General features: G+C 72.0%; 16 protein-coding genes. 12 read left to right on the top strand and 4 right to left on the bottom strand.

All coding sequences use genetic code 11. From position 1 onward, the window contains the following. The first annotated feature begins 3 nt into the window (after positions 1 to 3). From ACSSS0_RS05025 to ACSSS0_RS05015, 3 genes are all read left to right on the top strand, one after another. The gene (locus ACSSS0_RS05025; RefSeq protein ID WP_487230283.1) at positions 4 to 1,776 is read left to right on the top strand and encodes an ABC transporter substrate-binding protein; all 1,773 of its coding nucleotides are present in this window, start codon (positions 4 to 6) and stop codon (positions 1,774 to 1,776) included. A gap of 54 nt (positions 1,777 to 1,830) precedes the next feature. Beyond that, complete coding sequence (gene mshB, locus ACSSS0_RS05020) at positions 1,831 to 2,766, top strand: N-acetyl-1-D-myo-inositol-2-amino-2-deoxy-alpha-D-glucopyranoside deacetylase (protein ID WP_487230282.1); 936 nt, start codon at positions 1,831 to 1,833, stop codon at positions 2,764 to 2,766. Positions 2,767 to 2,875: 109 nt separating this feature from the next. Further along, positions 2,876 to 4,603, top strand: a complete 1,728-nt coding sequence (locus tag ACSSS0_RS05015; RefSeq protein WP_487230281.1) for a VanW family protein — start codon at positions 2,876 to 2,878, stop codon at positions 4,601 to 4,603. A gap of 40 nt (positions 4,604 to 4,643) precedes the next feature. On the opposite strand, the gene ACSSS0_RS05010 is transcribed toward ACSSS0_RS05015, so the two are convergent. Further along, on the bottom strand, positions 4,644 to 5,774 hold the full coding sequence (locus ACSSS0_RS05010) for a GNAT family N-acetyltransferase (protein WP_487230280.1): 1,131 nt from the start codon (positions 5,772 to 5,774) through the stop codon (positions 4,644 to 4,646). A 64-nt stretch (positions 5,775 to 5,838) separates the two neighbouring features. On the opposite strand from ACSSS0_RS05010, the gene fdxA reads away from it, so the two are divergent. The 4 genes from fdxA to ACSSS0_RS04990 all read left to right on the top strand — a co-directional run bounded on the left by fdxA (position 5,839) and on the right by ACSSS0_RS04990 (position 9,161). Next, positions 5,839 to 6,165 (top strand): ferredoxin, encoded by a 327-nt coding sequence (gene fdxA / locus ACSSS0_RS05005; protein WP_020143133.1) that lies wholly within the window; start codon positions 5,839 to 5,841, stop codon positions 6,163 to 6,165. A gap of 2 nt (positions 6,166 to 6,167) precedes the next feature. Further along, positions 6,168 to 7,304 carry a succinyldiaminopimelate transaminase gene (dapC, locus tag ACSSS0_RS05000; RefSeq protein WP_487230279.1) on the top strand — a complete coding sequence of 379 codons (1,137 nt, stop codon included), beginning with the start codon at positions 6,168 to 6,170 and terminating at the stop codon, positions 7,302 to 7,304. Positions 7,305 to 7,451: 147 nt separating this feature from the next. After that, the gene (locus tag ACSSS0_RS04995; protein WP_487230278.1) at positions 7,452 to 8,732 is read left to right on the top strand and encodes a citrate synthase; all 1,281 of its coding nucleotides are present in this window, start codon (positions 7,452 to 7,454) and stop codon (positions 8,730 to 8,732) included. 78 nt (positions 8,733 to 8,810) lie between these two features. After that, positions 8,811 to 9,161, top strand: a complete 351-nt coding sequence (locus tag ACSSS0_RS04990) for a hypothetical protein (protein ID WP_487230277.1) — start codon at positions 8,811 to 8,813, stop codon at positions 9,159 to 9,161. A 58-nt stretch (positions 9,162 to 9,219) separates the two neighbouring features. Here the strand turns inward: ACSSS0_RS04990 and ACSSS0_RS04985 are convergent, their stop codons facing one another. Then, complete coding sequence (locus ACSSS0_RS04985; RefSeq protein ID WP_487230276.1) at positions 9,220 to 10,092, bottom strand: hypothetical protein; 873 nt, start codon at positions 10,090 to 10,092, stop codon at positions 9,220 to 9,222. 52 nt (positions 10,093 to 10,144) lie between these two features. Next, on the bottom strand, positions 10,145 to 11,077 hold the full coding sequence (gene dapD / locus ACSSS0_RS04980; protein ID WP_487230275.1) for a 2,3,4,5-tetrahydropyridine-2,6-dicarboxylate N-succinyltransferase: 933 nt from the start codon (positions 11,075 to 11,077) through the stop codon (positions 10,145 to 10,147). 125 nt (positions 11,078 to 11,202) lie between these two features. On the opposite strand from dapD, the gene dapE reads away from it, so the two are divergent. The 5 genes from dapE (at position 11,203) to ACSSS0_RS04955 (ending at position 16,047) form a co-directional block, all read left to right on the top strand. Next, positions 11,203 to 12,327 (top strand): succinyl-diaminopimelate desuccinylase, encoded by a 1,125-nt coding sequence (gene dapE / locus ACSSS0_RS04975; RefSeq protein ID WP_435985029.1) that lies wholly within the window; start codon positions 11,203 to 11,205, stop codon positions 12,325 to 12,327. A gap of 22 nt (positions 12,328 to 12,349) precedes the next feature. Next, positions 12,350 to 13,123 (top strand): LOG family protein, encoded by a 774-nt coding sequence (locus ACSSS0_RS04970; RefSeq protein ID WP_487230274.1) that lies wholly within the window; start codon positions 12,350 to 12,352, stop codon positions 13,121 to 13,123. Further along, positions 13,120 to 13,608 (top strand): cell division protein DivIVA, encoded by a 489-nt coding sequence (locus ACSSS0_RS04965; RefSeq protein ID WP_487230273.1) that lies wholly within the window; start codon positions 13,120 to 13,122, stop codon positions 13,606 to 13,608. Before ACSSS0_RS04970 ends, ACSSS0_RS04965 begins: the two co-directional genes overlap by 4 nt. Then, on the top strand, positions 13,605 to 14,819 hold the full coding sequence (locus tag ACSSS0_RS04960; RefSeq protein WP_487230272.1) for a hypothetical protein: 1,215 nt from the start codon (positions 13,605 to 13,607) through the stop codon (positions 14,817 to 14,819). Before ACSSS0_RS04965 ends, ACSSS0_RS04960 begins: the two co-directional genes overlap by 4 nt. 253 nt (positions 14,820 to 15,072) lie before the next feature. Next, complete coding sequence (locus ACSSS0_RS04955) at positions 15,073 to 16,047, top strand: type IV toxin-antitoxin system AbiEi family antitoxin domain-containing protein (RefSeq protein ID WP_487230271.1); 975 nt, start codon at positions 15,073 to 15,075, stop codon at positions 16,045 to 16,047. Between the two features lie 123 nt (positions 16,048 to 16,170). On the opposite strand, the gene ACSSS0_RS04950 is transcribed toward ACSSS0_RS04955, so the two are convergent. Then, positions 16,171 to 16,992 (bottom strand): enoyl-CoA hydratase/isomerase family protein, encoded by an 822-nt coding sequence (locus ACSSS0_RS04950; protein ID WP_487230270.1) that lies wholly within the window; start codon positions 16,990 to 16,992, stop codon positions 16,171 to 16,173. Positions 16,993 to 17,072 lie beyond the last annotated feature (80 nt).

Below are 17,072 nucleotides of genomic sequence, written 5' to 3'. Positions count from 1 at the left end.
GCCGTGCGCAACGTGGTGCGCGGGCTGAGGAGGTCGTCGGCCGTCGCGGTCGTCGCTGCCGTCCTGGCAGCGGGCGCCGCGGCGTGCACGGGGTCGAGCGACCCCACGAGCACCCAGGGAGCCCTGGGGGCCGCCCCGTCGGCGTCGGCGGGGCAGCCCCAGCCAGGCGGCACCCTGCAGGTCCTCGTCTCGGGCACCATCGCGACGTGGGACCCGCAGCTGATGTACGTCGGGCCCGAGGCGTTCTTCGCCCAGCGCACCTTCGCCCGCGGCCTCACGGCATACGGCACGGGTGAGCACCAGCGCGACGTCGAGGGCGACCTCGCCACCGACACCGGCACCCCGAGCGACGGCGCGCGCACGTGGTCCTTCACCCTGCGCGAGGGGCTGACCTGGCAGGACGGCTCGCCGATCACGTGCGACGACGTGCGCCACGGCGTCGCCCGCACCTTCGACCGCCGCACCCACGTCGGCGGCACGAACTACGCGAGCTACCTGCTCGCCATGCCGACGAAGGTGACGCCCGAGGGCCTCGAGAAGCCCGTCTACGCCGGGCCGTCCGACACGGCCCACCAGTCCGACTTCGACCGGGCCGTGTCGTGCAAGGGCCGCACCATCACCTTCCGGCTGCGCGACGCCGAGCCCGACTTCCCGCACATCGTGGCCCTGCCCGAGTTCGCCCCGCGCAAGGTGTCGTCCGACACCAGGAGCGACAAGGCGTCGTATGCCGTCATGTCGAGCGGCCCCTACCGGCTCAAGGAGCCGTGGGTCGTCGGCAAGGGCGGCACCTTCGTGCGCAACGAGCACTGGGACCCGCGCACCGACCCGATCCGGCAGGCCTACCCCGACGAGATCCACGTGACCTCCGGGCTGGGGGAGTCGACGGTCATCCAGCGGCTGCTCAACCAGCAGGACGACGACGCATACGCCGTGTCGTGGGTCCAGGCGAGCCCCACCCTGCGCAACCAGGCGGGCACCGCCCTCCAGGCGCGGCTCACCTTCCCCTACACCGGCAACGTCGACTACCTCGCCGTCAACATGCGCAGCAAGGTCATGTCCGACCCGGCGGTGCGCAAGGCGCTGTCCCTCTCGACGAACCGGGCGACCTACGTCACCGCGACCGGCGGCGAGGGCGCGGGCACCCCGACGTGGTCGGTCCTGTCCCCGACGGTCGATCCCGAGTCCGTCACGCCCCCGCCCGGCCTCGGGGTCGAGGGCGACCCCGAGGGCGCCCGGAAGGTGCTCCAGCAGGCCCGCGTGAAGCTCCCCGTCCCGCTGCGCGTCGTCTACGCCCGTTCCGTGCTCGGCGACAAGGCGTATGCCGCCCTCGCCGCCGGGTGGGAGCGCGCGGGCTTCGAGGTTGAGCTCACGGGCGTGCCGCCCGAGGAGTACTACGAGACGATCGAGAAGCCGACGTCGGTCGACTCCTACGACGTCTTCCGCGGGGTGTGGACGCCGGACTGGCCGTCCGCCGGAGGGGTGCTGCCCGCGCTCTTCGACCCGCGCATCAACATCGACTCGTCGGGCCCGGGCCAGGACGTCGGCTACTTCAGCAGCGACGCCGTCGACGCGCTCATCGACAAGGCCGACGTCACCGCCGACCCGGCCGCACGGGCCAAGGTGTGGGAGCAGGCCGACCGGGCGATCCGCGACGAGGGCGGCTACATCGCGCTGTCGGCGACGAAAGCCCTCTACCTGCACGGCGCCGGCGTCAAGACCTACGAGGACCACAGCGTGGGCGGCATCGTCGACCTCGCCACCGTGTCCGTGCGCTGACACGCTGACACTCTGACGCGCTGGACGCGCCGCCGACGACCCGAGAGGACCACCGTGCCCCGACTGCTCTTCGTCCACGCCCACCCCGACGACGAGACGCTGACGTGCGGCACCGCCATGGCCCACCACGTCGCACGTGGCGACGAGGTGCACGTGCTGACGTGCACCCTGGGTGAGGAGGGCGAGGTCATCCCGCCGGGGCTGGCCGACCTCGAGGGCGACCCCGACGACCGTCTCGGGCCGTACCGGCACGGTGAGCTGACGCGGGCCCTCGCGCGGATCGGGGCCGTCTCGCACGTCCTCGGCGCCGACGAGGCGTCGGGGCGGCTCTCGCGCTACCGCGACTCCGGCATGGTGGGCTCGGCCGCCGCCGCCGCCCGGCCCGAGGCGTTCGCGGCCGCGGACCTCGACGTGGCCGGTGGTCTCGTCGCCGACCTCGTGCGCGAGCTGCGGCCCGACGTCGTCGTCACCTACGACGAGCACGGCGGCTACGGCCATCCCGACCACGTCCAGACGCACCGCGTCACGCGGCGCGCGCTCGAGATCCTCGACGCCGCCGACCGGCCCGGGCGCGTCTACGAGATCCTCACGCCGGTCGGCTGGGCCCGCGAGGACCGCGCCTGGCTGGCCACCGCCGACCCCGCCGTGCTCGACACCGCCGCGTGGTGGAGCCGCCAGGACCTCGGTCCGGAGGCGCACGAGCCGCCGCGGCTCGTCGTTCCTGCCGCCGACGACCCGTTCCCGCCCTCGGTCGTCGACGACGACCGCGTGACGCACGCCGTCGTCGACGAGGACGCGCGGGCGGTCCAGAACGATGCGCTGCGGGAGCACGCGACGCAGGTCATCGTCGCGAGTGAGGACGTGCACGCCCTGTCCAACCTCGTCGCCGCGCGGACGACGGCCCGCGAGGGCTTCCGCCGCGTCGACCCGCTCACCTGGGAGACCGTGGGCGGTCCCGTCGAGCCGGGTGAGGCGGGCCTGCTCGCCTGACCGAGAACAACGATCTCGTCACGGAGCCGACACCTCGTGGTGCTTCGCCGACGTCGGACATCGGCGGCGCTACCTTCGTGCCACACGATGTCCCCTGCCCGGAGAACCGATGGCCCACGACTGGTCCGACGACACGCGCCGCGAGCGGCGCTCGACCGTGCTGCGCCTGCTCGTGGCCACGGTCGTCCTCGGAGGCGGCTACGCCGGCCTCTGCGTGTGGTCCTCGCAGCACGTCCCCGCGTCCGTGTCGGTCGGCGGCATCCGGGTCGGCGGGATGACGTCCGAGTCCGCCCGGGCGGCCATCGACAAGGGCTCGCGGTCGCTGCTCGACACGCCCATCGCCCTCACCGTGGCGGGGCGCGCCGAGCCGCTGCAGGTCGTCCCGCGCGACGCCGGCCTCACGGTCGACGCCGAGCGCTCCCTCGAGGGGCTCACCGGCTTCACGCTCGACCCGCGGGTCGTCTGGGGCAAGCTCACGGGGTCCGTGCAGGCGCCGCTCCTGACGAACGCGGACGACGAGGCGCTCACCGCCTACCTCGACCGGCTCGCACCCGGGCTGGCCGTCGCGCCCGTGGAGGGCCGGGTGACCTTCCCCGGCGGCTCCGTCGCGGTCGACATGCCGGTGCCGGGGAGCGCGCTGGACGTGGCTGCGACGAAGCTCGCGCTGCGCCGGGCCTTTCCCGACTCGACCGGGGCCACGGCCGCGGTGCGCCCGGTGCCCCCCGCCGTGAGCGCCGACGTCGTCCAGCAGGTCGGCTCGCAGTTCGGCAGCACGGCGATGTCGCGGCCGCTCACCCTCGTGTCCGGCTCGACCCGCGTCCTGGTCGCCCCGGCCGAGTACGCCCCGATGGTCTCCGTGGTGCCCGACGGGTCCGGTGGTCTCACGCCGACGTTCGACGAACCCGGCCTCGCCCGGCTCGTCGCCGGCAAGGTGACCGTGACGACCCGCGCGGCGAGCAACGCCCGCTGGGTGTTCGAGCCCGACAACGGCAGGCCGCGACTCGTGCCCTCGGTCGACGGGCTGACGGTCGACGAGGACGCCGTGGCCAAGCGGGTCGTCGCCGCGATCTCGGGCACCGACCGCACGGTCGACGTGCGCCCGGCCCTCGCCCGGCCGCCCTTCACGACCCAGGACGCCCAGAAGGCCGGTGTCACGAGTCTCGTCGTCGACTTCCGCTCGCCCTTCCCGACGAACGACACGACGCGCACCAACAACCTCGTCGTCGCGACGAAGCGCATCAACGGCACCTACGTGCCACCCGGGGGCACCTTCAGCCTCAACGGGATCCTCGGCGAGCGCACCGAGGACAAGGGGTATGCCGACGGCACCGTCATCATCGACGGCCGGCTGACGCGCGGCACCGGTGGCGGCATCAGCCAGGTGTCCACGGTCGTCTACAACATGGCGTACTTCGCCGGCGTCGACTTCCTCGAGTTCAGCCCCCACGCGTTCTTCATCCCGCGCTACCCGGAGGGTCGTGAGGCCACCGTCTACTGGCCGACGATCGACAACAGGTGGAAGAACGACACCCCCTACGGGATGCTTCTGCAGACCTGGGTCGAGGGCGGCTACGTCCACGGACGGGTGTGGAGCACGAAGACGTGGGACATCAGGTCGGTCAAGGGTCCACGGCGAAACGTCGTGCCCCCCAAGACGATTCGCACCAACAACCTGAAGTGCTACCCGCAGCAGGCCAACCCGGGCTTCGACGTCACCGTGACCCGGCAGTGGTACCGACCGGGGTCGGGCACCCTCGTCAGGAGCGAGCCGGTCAGCACCCACTACGTGCCCGAGGACCGCATCATCTGCACGAACCCCGCCGCCACGCCGCCGTGACCCAGGACCGGGTCGGGGAGGCTCCGACGCTCCGCGGCCCTCAGGCGGTCGGTCGGGCGAGGTAGGTGTACTCGTGGTGCACGCCGAACCCGAGGTCCTCCCAGAACGCGACGCCGTCGGCGTTGTCGGCCGAGACCTGCAGGTAGATCGCGGGCATGTTGTTCTCGCGGGCGACCATGGCGATCGCCGAGACGACGGTCGTGGCCAGGCCCTTGCGGCGGTGCTCGGGGTGCACCCAGAGGCCGAAGATGCCGGCCCACCCGGGGTGGATCGCCATGCGTGCCAGGGCGACGATGCGCTTGGTCTCGGGGTCGGTGACCGAGAGGAAGAGCTGCCCGTCGCTGCCCGTGAGGACCGCCTCGGTGGCGCCCGGCACGATCGTGCGCTGCTCGCCGTAGCTCATGAGCCAGTCGAGCTTGAGCTCGGCGTCGGCGGTGACCGGGGCCGACGTCTCGGTGAGCGGCGGCACGGCGGCGGACAGGCCGGTCATGACGAGCACGCGCTGCCAGTCGTCGCGACCCCCGCCGATGGCGTAGCCGCGTGCGAGCAGCGCTGCGGCAGCAGGGATCTCGTCGACGGCGAACCCGCGCTCGCCGTTGACCTGGAAGATCGGGGGGCGGTCGCGCTCGGCGTACCACCTCTCGACGAAGTCGATGGCCTTGTCGAGCGGCAGGCTCGGGTCGCCCACGACGAGCGCCGAGTTGGCGCGACCGGTGAAGCCGTCTGAGGCTCGGAGCACCCAGTCGCCGATGCCGCCGCGGTCGAGCGCCTGCCAGCCCTTGGCCATGAGCTTCTCGAGGTCGTCGACCGACACCCGCTCGTGTGCACGGCCCGGGCGGCTGGCCGGCGGCGGCACGTCCTTGGCGGCGACGACGTCAGCACGGATCAGCTTCACCCGCTCCGTCTTCGTGTCGACGATGAGGAAGTCGTCGTTGCGGGCGACGAGCTCGCCGAGGAAGTCGGTGGCGGCGGCCTCCGCGCCCTCGGCGAGGCGGTAGCGCACGACGACCCTGCTGCCGATCGTCAGGCCCGCGGTCAGGCGGTGGCCGGGGGTGTCGGTGGCTGCGGCGGGGGAGAGCGCAGCCGCCTCCGGGCCCTTCGGGGTGTCCTCCGAGGACGTCGTCTCCGGGTCGGTCTCATCCGTGGGGCCGTGCGTGGGCTCGCCGTTCATGTCCGGCATACTAGGCGGTGCAGCATCCGCTCCCGAACGCTCCACAGCAGGAGGTCCGCTCCCCATGACCTATGTCATTGCCCAGCCTTGCGTCGATCTCAAGGACCGTGCCTGCATCGAGGAGTGTCCGGTCGACTGCATCTACGAGGGCAAGCGGTCGCTCTACATCCACCCCGACGAGTGCGTCGACTGTGGCGCCTGTGAGCCCGTGTGCCCCGTCGAGGCGATCTACTACGAGGACGACGTCCCCGAGCAGTGGGCCGACTACTACAACGCCAACGTCGAGTTCTTCAACGACCTCGGCAGCCCCGGCGGCGCCGCCAAGCTCGGCGTCATCGACAAGGACCACCCGCTCATCGAGGCACTGCCGCCGCAGGAACACGACGAGTGACCGTGCCCGGCGTGCCCCTCGCCTCCGTGCGTGGGCTCGACCTGCCGGACTTCCCGTGGGACTCGCTCGCGCCGTACAAGGCGCGAGCGGTCGCGCATCCGGAGGGCATCGTCGACCTGTCGGTCGGTACGCCGGTCGACCCGACGCCCGAGGTCGTCCGCCGGGCGCTCGCCGACGCGGCCGACGCCCCGGGCTACCCCCTGACCGTCGGCACCGCCGACCTGCGGGCCGCGATCTGCGAGTGGTTCGAGCGTCGCCGCGGCGTCCCCGGCCTGAGCGCGGACGCGGTGCTGCCGACCATCGGGAGCAAGGAGCTCGTCGCCTGGCTGCCGACCCTGCTCGGCCTGCGCGCCGGTGACGTCGTCGGCATCCCGGCGGTCGCCTACCCGACCTACGACATCGGCGCGCGCATCGCCGGCGCGACGGGCGTCGTCGCGCAGTCGCTGACGAGCCTCGGCCCGCTCACGGCCGCCACGACGCCGAAGCTGCTGTGGCTCAACAGTCCGGGCAACCCCAACGGCCAGGTGCTGGGCGTCCCGCACCTGCGCAAGGTCGTCGAGTGGGCGCGCCGGCACGGCGTCGTCGTCGCCAGCGACGAGTGCTACGCCGAGCTCGACTGGCGCGAGGGCCAGGTCGGCACGGCGACGCCGAGCATCCTGCACCCCGACGTCTGCGGCGGCTCGCACGAGGGTCTGCTCGCCGTCTACTCGCTGTCCAAGCAGTCCAACCTCGCCGGCTACCGCGCCGCGTTCGTCGCCGGCGACCCGGCCCTCGTCGGCGCGATCCTCGAGGTGCGCAAGCACGCCGGCATGATCATGCCCACACCCGTCCAGCACGCCATGGCCGTCGCCCTGCGTGACGACACCCACGTGCAGGCGCAGCGGGCGGCATACGCCCACCGGCGCGAGCTGCTGCTCGCGGCCGTCACGCGAGCGGGGCTGCGCGTCGACCACTCCGAGGCGGGGCTCTACCTCTGGGCCACCCGCGAGGAGGACTGCTGGGCAACGGTTTCCGATCTCGCCGACCGCGGCATCCTCGTCGCGCCGGGCTCGTTCTACGGCGCAGCCGGCGGCCAGCACGTGCGCATCGCGCTCACGGCCACCGACGAACGCATCGCCGCCGCCTGCTCCCGGCTCTGACTCCGAGGTCGTTTCGCCCCCGTTTGGGCGCTGCGTCGTGCGGTGGTATGGGATGGACCTGTTTTCTCAGCGGACCCGGCGCTGGGGTAACGTCGCTCGCGGATACGTCCGGCGCCGTTGGGCCGGAGTTACAGGAGGCGAGGAACAGTGACGAAGGCAGTGGACGCGACGCTCAAGGTCGCAGACAAGGAACTCACGTTCCCGGGAGTCGACGCCGTCGAGGGCAACGACGGGCTCGGGGTGGGGTCCCTGCTCAAGGAGACCGGCCTCGTCACCTACGACGTCGGCTTCGTAAACACGGCGTCGTGCAAGAGCGCCATCACCTACATCGACGGTGACGAGGGCATCCTGCGCTACCGCGGGTACCCGATCGCCGAGCTGGCCGAGAAGTCCACGTTCGTCGAGGTCTCCTACCTGCTCATCTACGGCGAGCTGCCCACGCCCGAGGAGCTGACCCGCTTCGAGGACTCGATCCGCCGGCACACGATGCTGCACGAGGACCTCCGCGCGTTCTTCAACGGCTTCCCGCGTGACGCGCACCCGATGCCCGTGCTCAGCTCGGCCGTCTCGGCGCTCGGCACGTTCTACCAGGACAGCCTCGACCCCTTCGACCAGGAGCAGGTCGAGATCTCGACCGTCCGCCTCCTCGCCAAGCTGCCGACCATCGCGGCCATGGCGCACAAGAAGAGCGTCGGCCAGCCGTACATGTACCCCGACAACTCGCTGTCGTTCGTCGAGAACTTCCTGCGGATGACGTTCGGCTACCCCGTCGAGCCCTACGAGGTCGACCCGACCGTCGCCAAGGCCCTCGACCTGCTCTTCATCCTGCACGCCGACCACGAGCAGAACTGCTCGACCTCGACGGTGCGTCTCGTCGGCTCGGCCCACGCGAACCTCTTCAACTCGGTCTCGGCCGGCATCCACGCCCTGTCCGGCCCGCTCCACGGCGGCGCCAACCAGGCCGTCCTCGAGATGCTCGGCAAGCTCCACGAGTCGGGCGACGACCCGAAGAAGTTCATGGAGAAGGTCAAGAACAAGGAGGACGGTGTCCGCCTCATGGGCTTCGGGCACCGCGTCTACAAGAACTACGACCCGCGCGCGGCCATCATCAAGAAGGCCGCCGACGACATCCTCGAGAAGCTCGGCCAGAACGACCCGCTCCTCGAGATCGCCAAGGGCCTCGAGGAGATCGCCCTGGCCGACGACTACTTCGTCGAGCGCAGGCTCTACCCGAACGTCGACTTCTACACCGGCCTCATCTACAAGGCCATGGGCTTCGAGTCGAAGATGTTCACGGTGCTCTTCGCCATCGGCCGCCTGCCGGGCTGGATCGCCCAGTGGCGCGAGATGATGACCGACCCGGAGACGAAGATCGGCCGCCCGCGCCAGATCTACACCGGCGAGGCCCAGCGCAGCTACCCCGCCTGACGGTCCGCCTTCGGGTCCCGCACGATCCGTCCGATGCCCCCGCCCCTCCAGGGACGGGGGCATCGGCATGATGGGGCGATGGCCAAGTACCTCGTCAACGACGCGGCCGTCGCCCGGTGCCGCGAGCTCATCGACGCCCGCCAGTACGTCCTCGACAGCGACTGGGGTCAGGTCCAGCCGGACGCCGAGGCGCAGAACGCCTACCTCGAGCGGCACTCGTGGGACGACTACGCCGCCTGGCACCTCGGCCTGACCGAGGGCGCCAACGACGGGACCAAGGTGCGCTACGCGTTCGTCGTCGGGGACTTCCGACGCGTGCACCGCACGGCACTCATCGCCTGCGTCTACCGGGCGAGCGAGTGGCGGCACAAGGACGTCGAGCTGGCTGCGCACGATCTGCTCCAGCAGCTCGACCGCGTGTCCGGCTGACGCAGCCCCGGCCGTCCCGACCCTTCCGGGAGCGGGCGGAGGGCGTTGCCCGCCCGGCTCAGCCGAGCTCGATCGTGACCGTCGTGCCGTCCGCGCCGGCCGACCAGCCCTCGTCACCGGCCGCTCGGTCCCAGACCCGGTCACCGATGCTGACCTTGCTCGCCCCGTAGATCTCGGCCCGGGCGACGGCCCACTGGGCGACGGCCCACGCGGTCGTGCGGTCGCGGGCCGTGACGGTGAGGGTGCCCTCGCCGGGGCGGACCGACGTCACGCCCATCTGCTCGGACAGGTCGCTCGCGACGCGCTGGGGCGTGAGGCTCGACTTGACGGCGTCGAGGCGGCACGTCAGACCGGCGGGGGAGTGCCCGGTCAGCGTCGAGGCGAGCACCCGGCCCTGGCCCTCGTGGTCGCGGTAGGCCTCGGGGAAGCCGCTCTTCTGGACGCGCTGCGCGATCTTCGTGATGTCGGCCGTCTCGTAGCCCTTGTACTTCTCGAGAGCGTCGTAGAACGCGTTCGTCGCGTGGACGGGGTCGAGGATCTGCTCCTTCGTGCCCCAGCCCTGGCTCGGCCGCTGCTGGAACAGGCCGAGGGAGTCGCGGTCGCCGTAGCGCAGGTTGCGGATCTTCGACTCCTGGAAGGCCGTCGTCAGCGCGATCGTGGCCGCACGCGGCGGCATCCCGCGCTCGATCGACAGGGCGGCGATGAGGGCGGCGTTGGCGGTCTGGTCGGGGTCGAAGGTCTCGGTGATCCCGCCGGCCTTGATCGTGCACTCCGGGTTGACGACGCTCTGGATGAGGAAGCGGGCGCCGAACCAGCCGGCTGTGCCGACGACGGCGACCACGAGCAGGATCGGCACCCAGCGGCGTCGGCGACGTGCACGGGGGCGGCCCCTGGAGTCGGCAAGGGTCGGGCCCGGTCGGTTCTTCGGCATGGGGTCCTCGGGTGGTCCGGCTCTGGTCTGAACCGGTGGTGTCCGGTCTGGGTCAGTCGTTGGCGTGCAGTGCGGCGTTCAGGGTGATGCCCGTCCCCGCACGGTCGCGGGCCTCGACGGCACCGGTCACGCTGTTGCGGATGAACAGGATGTTGCTCGACCCCGACAGCTCCCTGGCCCTGACCACGGTGCCGTCGGGCAGGGTCACCTTGGTGCCCGCCGTCACGTAGAGCCCGGCCTCGACGACGCAGTCGTCCCCGAGCGCGATGCCGATGCCGCCGTTGGCTCCGACCAGACAACGCTCACCGATGCTGACGCGTTCCGTCCCGCCACCGGACAGGGTGCCCATGATCGAGGCGCCGGCCCCGATGTCCGAGCCGTCGCCGACGACGACCCCCTGGACGATGCGGCCCTCGACCATGGAGGTGCCGAGCGTGCCGGCGTTGAAGTTGCAGAAGCCCTCGTGCATGACGGTCGTGCCGGCCGAGAGGTGGGCACCGAGGCGCACCCGGTCGGCGTCGGCGATGCGCACGCCCTGCGGCACGACGAAGTCGGTCATCCGCGGGAACTTGTCGACGCCGTAGACGGCGACGTGCTGGCCCCGGGCCCGCAGCCGCATCCGCGTCTGCTCGAAGCCGTCGACGGCGCAGGCACCCGCGCTCGTCCAGACGATGTTCGGCAGCGCGCCGAAGACGCCGTCGAGGTTGATCGTGTTGGGCTCGACGAGGCAGTGAGAGAGCAGGTGCAGGCGCAGGTAGGCGTCGGGCGCGTCGGCCGGGGGAGCGTCGAGGTCGATCTCGACGAGCCGGACCTCGGTGCGCACGCGGCGTGCCTCGTCGGCGCCGACGAGGGCGTCGAGGCCCTCGGGGACGGCCGCGTCGGCCGGGCGCTCACCGAGCGCCGGCTGCGGGAACCACGTGTCGAGCACCTGCCCGTCGTCCGTGGTCGTCGTCAGTCCGTGTCCCCATGCGTTGCGCTCCGACATGGCCGCAAGGATATGGGGCCGGCGGGCGCCGGTGTCACGCGGACCCGACCCGTGGTCACCGGGACGGTCGCGGCCCGGCGGTCCGCTGCCGTCACGACGTGGTGACCTCCGGATAGCCTTCCCGTATGCCGTCCACCTCGCCGTCCGCCGACCCGACCACCGTCCCCGCCGACGCGGGTGCCCGTGGCAGCACCCTCGACCTGTCCGCCGACGTCACGTCGCTCACGGCGGCGATCTGCGACATCGAGTCGGTCAGCCAGGACGAGGCGGCGCTCGCCGACGCGATCGAGTCGGCCCTGCGGCCCCTCGCGCACCTCGAGGTCGTCCGCGACGGCGACACCGTCGTCGCCCGCACCTCCCTCGGCCGCTCCGAGCGCGTCGTGCTGGCCGGACACATCGACACCGTGCCGCTCACGGCGGTCCCCAACCTGCCCACGCGCCGGGTCGACGGCGAGCTCTGGGGCCGGGGCACGGTCGACATGAAGGGCGGCGTCGGCGTCATGCTCCGCATCGCCGCCCAGGTGCCCGAGCCGAGCCGCGACCTGACCTTCCTCTTCTACGAGTGCGAGGAGATCGACGGGAAGTACAACGGTCTCGCCCGGCTCGCCGAGACCTCGCCGGACCTGCTCGCCGGTGACTTCGCCGTCCTGCTCGAGCCGACCGACGGCGCCATCGAGGGCGGCTGCAAGGGCACGCTGCGCGCCGAGATCGTGACGAAGGGCGTCGCCGCCCACTCGGCCCGGCCGTGGAAGGGCCACAACGCCATCCACGACGCCGCCGTCGTGCTCTCCCGCCTGACGGCGTACGAGGCCGAGACCATCACCGTCGACGGGCTCGACTACCACGAGGCCCTCCAGGCCGTCGGCATCAGCGGCGGGATCGCCGGCAACGTCATCCCCGACCGCTGCACCGTCACGGTCAACTACCGCTACGCCCCCGACAAGAACACCGAGGAGGCCTTCGCCCACGTGCGCCAGGTCTTCGAGGGCTTCGACGTCACGCTGGCCGACGCGGCCGACGGCGCCCGGCCGGGCCTGCTGCTGCCCGCCGCCAAGGCGTTCATCGACGCACTGGGGGTCCCGGTCAACCCGAAGGAGGGCTGGACCGACGTCGCGCGCTTCTCGGCGCTCGGCATCCCGGCCGTCAACTTCGGGCCCGGCGACCCCAACCTCGCGCACATGGACGACGAGCGCTGCCCGGTCGAGCAGTACGTCGACGCCGAGGCCGCCCTGCTGCGCTGGCTCCGCTGACCTCTCCGCATAGGGTGGCGCTGTGACCGACCACCAGCCCGCACCCGTCACCCCGGGGAGCCCGCACGAGGACCGGCGCCAGACCGGACCGGTGACGCTGCGCCGTCACAAGGTGCCCGTGACGACGACCGACCAGCGACTGCTCGAGGCGCACCAGCCGAACGAGTGGCTGCACGCCGACCCGTGGCGGGTCATGCGCATCCAGTCCGAGTTCGTCGAGGGCTTCGGCACGCTGTCCGAGCTCGGGCCGGCGGCCGCGGTGTTCGGCTCGGCGCGCACCCGACCCGACGACCCGGCATACGCCATGGGGGTCGAGGTGGGGCGCCTGCTGGCGGAGGCCGGCTACGCCGTCATCACCGGCGGCGGGCCGGGCGCGATGGAGGCCGCCAACAAGGGTGCCTTCGAGGCCAGGGGGACGTCGGTCGGGCTCGGCATCGAGCTGCCCTTCGAGACGGGGCTCAACGAGTACGTCGACCTCGGCATCAACTTCCGCTACTTCTTCGCCCGCAAGGTCATGTTCCTCAAGTACTCGCGGGGCTTCATCGTGCTGCCCGGCGGCTTCGGCACCCTCGACGAGCTCTTCGAGGCGGTCACCCTCGCCCAGACGCAGAAGGTCACCGAGTTCCCGATCGTGCTGATGGGTGCCGCCTACTGGCAGGGCCTCATCGACTGGCTGCGCGACACCGTCCTCGACAACGGCATGATCAGCCCCTCCGACCTCGACCGCCTCATCGTCACCGACGACCCGCACGAGGCCGTCAAGGCGATCCGCACCTACGAGGAGCCGCGCGCGTGAAGTGGTTCATCCTCTTCGTCGGGATCGTCGTCCTGTGCCTCGTCGTCGCGCTCATCCTCGGGCTCGCCGGAGGCGGCCTCGGCCGCAACACGACGAGCCTGAGCCACGAGCCGCTGCCCGACGAGCCGATCCGCGACACCGACTTCGACGACCTCGTCTTCGACGTGGGCGCCCGGGGCTACCGGATGAGCCAGGTCGACGGGGTCGTCGACCGGCTGCGGCGCGAGCTGCGGGAGAAGGACGAGGAGATCGCGGTGCTGCGCGGGGACGCCCCCGCCGACCCCGCCCCCGCCGAGCCCGCCGACCCCATGCACGCCGAGCCCGCCGAGCAGAACGAGCCTGCGACCGGAGCGGCCGAGCTCGAGGCCGAGTCCGCCGAGCCGAAGGCGGAGTCCGCCGAGCCCGCCGATTCTGCCGATTCTGCCGAGTCCTCGGAGCCCACCGAGCAGTCCGATCCGACGGTCGGCCGCGAACGCACCACATGACCGAGGTGCTCTCCGTGCGTTCGCGCGGCGTCTTCCTCGCCTGGGTGCTCGCGGTCTACGCGATGGCCCGGGTCGTCACGACGACGATCCTGCTGCTCGTCATGCAGCACCAGGTGCCGTCCGGCATGACCGGCGGCGACGACGTGCCCGTGTCGTACTTCCCGTTCACCGCCCTCTGGGACGGTCAGTGGTACCAGACGATCGCCCAGCACGGGTACCCCTCCGAGCTGCCCGTCGGGCAGGGCGGCGCCGTCCAGCAGAACCCGTGGGCGTTCTACCCGCTCTTCCCGCTCATGGCCCGCGGCGGGATGGCCCTGACCGGGCTCGACTTCCCGGCCGTGGGCTCCACGATCGCCCTGCTCTGCGGCGCCGGTGCGGCCGTGCTCATGGGACTGCTGCTGCGCGACCGCATCGGCGACCCGGCGGCATACCTCGTCGTCGCCCTGTGGGCGAGCTTCCCTGCGTCGGTGACGCTGCAGCTGGCCTACACCGAGTCCCTCGCCATGCTGCTCCTCGTCGGCTACCTCTACGCGCTCGCCAGGGAGCGCTGGCTCGTCGCGACCGCCGTGGCCCTCCTCGTCGGGCTCTCGCGTCCGATCGCCGTGCCGCTGGGACTCGTCACGCTCGTCGTCGTCGTCATGCGCTGGCGCGCGCGACGCGAGCGCCCGATCAGTCCCGGCACGTATGCCGCCATGCTCGCCTCGCTCGTCGGCTGCGGTGTCGCCGGGCTGCTGTGGCCCGCCGTCGCGTGGTGGCGCACCGGCGTGCCGTCGGCCTACACCGACACCATGGCGTCGTGGCGGGGCTCGGGCACCGTCGAGCCGTTCACGCCGTGGGTCGGCATGTCGGAGTATGCGTTCGGCGAGACGTGGGGGCCGGTCATGCTCGTCGTGGTGCCGCTCGTCGTCATCGCGATGGTGGCCGGGCCGTGGGCACGCAACCTCGGCGCCGACCTGCGCACCTGGACGCTGGCCTACCCGGCCTACCTCGCAGCGGTGCTCGACCCGTTCACGAGCATCTTCCGCTACCTCATCCCGCTCTTCCCGCTCCTCGTCGTCCTGCTCGGCGCGGGCTGGGCCGACCGGCGCGGCAACACGTGGAAGCGGATGCTGTGGCGCTTCGTCCCGCTCCTCGTGCTCAGCATCGTCGGCCAGTACTACTGGACCGACATCCTCTGGCGCTTCGTCCCCCCGAGCGACTACCCGCCGTGACCTGAGCGGTCGCCGGTGCCCGTGCCACCGAGACGGCCAGCCATCGACGATCTGCAGATGGACCGCCGGATCGTCGTGCATCCGATGGTGTCATCACGCCACCAGATGCCCGACGATCGGGGAACATGGTCCCGTGGCCGCCTCCTCGCCCGCCACCGGAGACGGTCCACAGCCCTTCCGGCGCCGCCACCCCCTGTCCACAGCCGCCCTGCCGAGGAGAGCCGGCGGCGGTCAGCAGGGCCAGCCTGAGGTCATGAGCCTCCCGGACTCCACGCTCGCGCTCGCACGCTCACAGCACGGCGTCGTCACTCGATGTCAGCTGCTCGAGGCCGGTGTCAGCCGCGACACCCTCCGGTGGAGGGTCGGCCGCGACTGGCGGTTGCTGCTCCCTGGCGTCTACGCCTTGCAGACCGGGCTGCCGTCGGAGCGGCAACGCCTCGTCGCCGCACAGCTGGCCGGCGGGGACGAAGCCTGGCTCGCAGGATCGACCGCCTCCGCCCTGCACGGCCTGAGGTCGAGTTCGGTCGGCCTGCCGATCCGGGTGCTCGTACCCGCGCCCAGGCGGTCGCGTCGCGTCGCCTGGGTCGACATCCGGAGCACGACGCTGACCGGCGAGCCCGTCGTCGAGCGAGACGGGCTGCGCATCGGTTGCCTGGCTCGAGCGGTCGTCGACGCCGCGGCCGAGACGCCCGACGAGCGGAGCGCCCGGCCGCTCGTGATCGAGGCGGTCCAGCGTCGCCTCGTGCGGCTCGACGACCTCGAGCACTGGGTCGATGCGCGCGGGCGGCACGGCTCCGTCCGCCTGCGCCGCATGCTGGTCGAGGTCGCTGCCGGTGCATGGTCGGTGCCCGAGTCCGACCTGCTCGCCCTGATCCGGACGTCGCGTAGCCTTCCTGCGCCACTGGCCAACCCCGTGCTCACCGGTCCCACCGGCGAGGAGCTGACCTCGCCCGATGTGTGGTTCGACGACGTGGGCATGGCCGTGCTGGTGCAGTCTCGTGCGTTCCACTCCGACGGCCTCGACTGGGACGCCAGCGTGGAGCAGGGCTCGGACCTGTCGGCGGTGCGCGTCGTGGTGGTCGGAGTGACGCCCGCGGCACTGGCTCGCGACCCCAGCGCCCAGCTTCACCGGATCGAGCGCGCCCACGCGGCCGCCCTGCGGTCCGGGACGCGCGCTCCGGTGACAGCCACTCCACGTCTGACACTGCCGATTGCGCGGACGGGCTGAGTTCCGCCGCATGGTGCGACGGATGGTCCTGCGTCCGGTGGCGTCAGAACCCCACCAGGGGCAGGACCAAAGGACGTTCCATCAGCTGGGGTCTGGCGCCAGTCCGTGGACCCGACGCGGGCGTCAGGTGCCGGTGTAGGTGGGCTTCTCCTTGGCCAGGAAGGCGTCGACGGCAGCCCGGTGGTCGCTGCTGCCACCCGTCAGCGCCATGAGCTCGGCCTCGTGGGCCAGCGCCGCGGGCAGGTTGGCGCCGGCGGAGTAGGCCACGGCCCGCCGGATCGAGCCATAGGCCAGCGTCGGGCCGTCGGCGAGCGTCCGGGCCAGCTCGGTCACGGCCGCCTCGAGCTCGTCGGCCGGCACGACCTTCGTGACGAGACCCAGGGCCAGCGCCTCGGACGCCGACACGGTGCGCGGCAGGAGCAGCAGCTCCTTGGCCCGCGCCGGCCCGACGAGCCGCGGCAGCGTCCACGACGCGCCCGAGTCGCACGAGAGCGCGATGCCCGCGAACGAGGTGTTGAGCCCGGCCTGCTCGGAGGCGACCCGGAAGTCGCAGGCGAGCGCGAAGCTCATCCCCGCGCCGGCCGCCACCCCGTTGAGGGCCGCGACGACGGGCTTGTTCATCGTCGAGAGCGCGATGACGATCGGGTTGTAGTGGTCGGTGACCGTCGTCTCGAGCGTCGAGGTCGGGTCACCGAGGCTGCGGACGTGCTCCTTGAGGTCCTGCCCGACGCAGAAGGCCCGCCCGGTCCCCGTGAGCACGACGCACCGCACGGCGGGGTCGTCGCCGACCTCGCGCAGGGCTGCCACGAGGGCGTCCTTGAGGGCGTTGTCGAGGCTGTTCATCGCCTCGGGCCGGTTGAGCCGGAGCCAGGCGATGCCGTCGGCAACCTCGACGAGCAGGGGCTCGGGGGCCGGCGAGGAGGGGGAGGCGGGCGTCTGCGTCATGGGCGCCACTCTGTCCCAATCCGTCCCCTCGTGGAAGCGCGACCGGCCTCGCGGGGCTCTGACGTGCCCTCTGTCACATC

Source organism: Terrabacter sp. R4-6, from assembly GCF_057529065.1.
Note: the sequence above shows the minus strand (reverse complement) of the source record. Positions and strands in the feature narration are given on the sequence as shown.

What these genes read in the sequence shown, in the direction of transcription:
- dapE (WP_435985029.1), top strand. Translation starts at nt 11,203, where the DNA reads ATGCCGTCCACCTCGCCGTCCGCCGACCCGACCACCGTCCCCGCCGAC.
- fdxA (WP_020143133.1), top strand. Translation starts at nt 5,839, where the DNA reads ATGACCTATGTCATTGCCCAGCCTTGCGTCGATCTCAAGGACCGTGCC.
- ACSSS0_RS05010 (WP_487230280.1), bottom strand. Translation starts at nt 5,774, where the DNA reads ATGAACGGCGAGCCCACGCACGGCCCCACGGATGAGACCGACCCGGAG.
- ACSSS0_RS04955 (WP_487230271.1), top strand. Translation starts at nt 15,073, where the DNA reads ATGAGCCTCCCGGACTCCACGCTCGCGCTCGCACGCTCACAGCACGGC.
- dapD (WP_487230275.1), bottom strand. Translation starts at nt 11,077, where the DNA reads ATGTCGGAGCGCAACGCATGGGGACACGGACTGACGACGACCACGGAC.
- ACSSS0_RS04960 (WP_487230272.1), top strand. Translation starts at nt 13,605, where the DNA reads ATGACCGAGGTGCTCTCCGTGCGTTCGCGCGGCGTCTTCCTCGCCTGG.
- ACSSS0_RS04950 (WP_487230270.1), bottom strand. Translation starts at nt 16,992, where the DNA reads ATGACGCAGACGCCCGCCTCCCCCTCCTCGCCGGCCCCCGAGCCCCTG.
- ACSSS0_RS05015 (WP_487230281.1), top strand. Translation starts at nt 2,876, where the DNA reads ATGGCCCACGACTGGTCCGACGACACGCGCCGCGAGCGGCGCTCGACC.
- ACSSS0_RS04985 (WP_487230276.1), bottom strand. Translation starts at nt 10,092, where the DNA reads ATGCCGAAGAACCGACCGGGCCCGACCCTTGCCGACTCCAGGGGCCGC.
- ACSSS0_RS04990 (WP_487230277.1), top strand. Translation starts at nt 8,811, where the DNA reads ATGGCCAAGTACCTCGTCAACGACGCGGCCGTCGCCCGGTGCCGCGAG.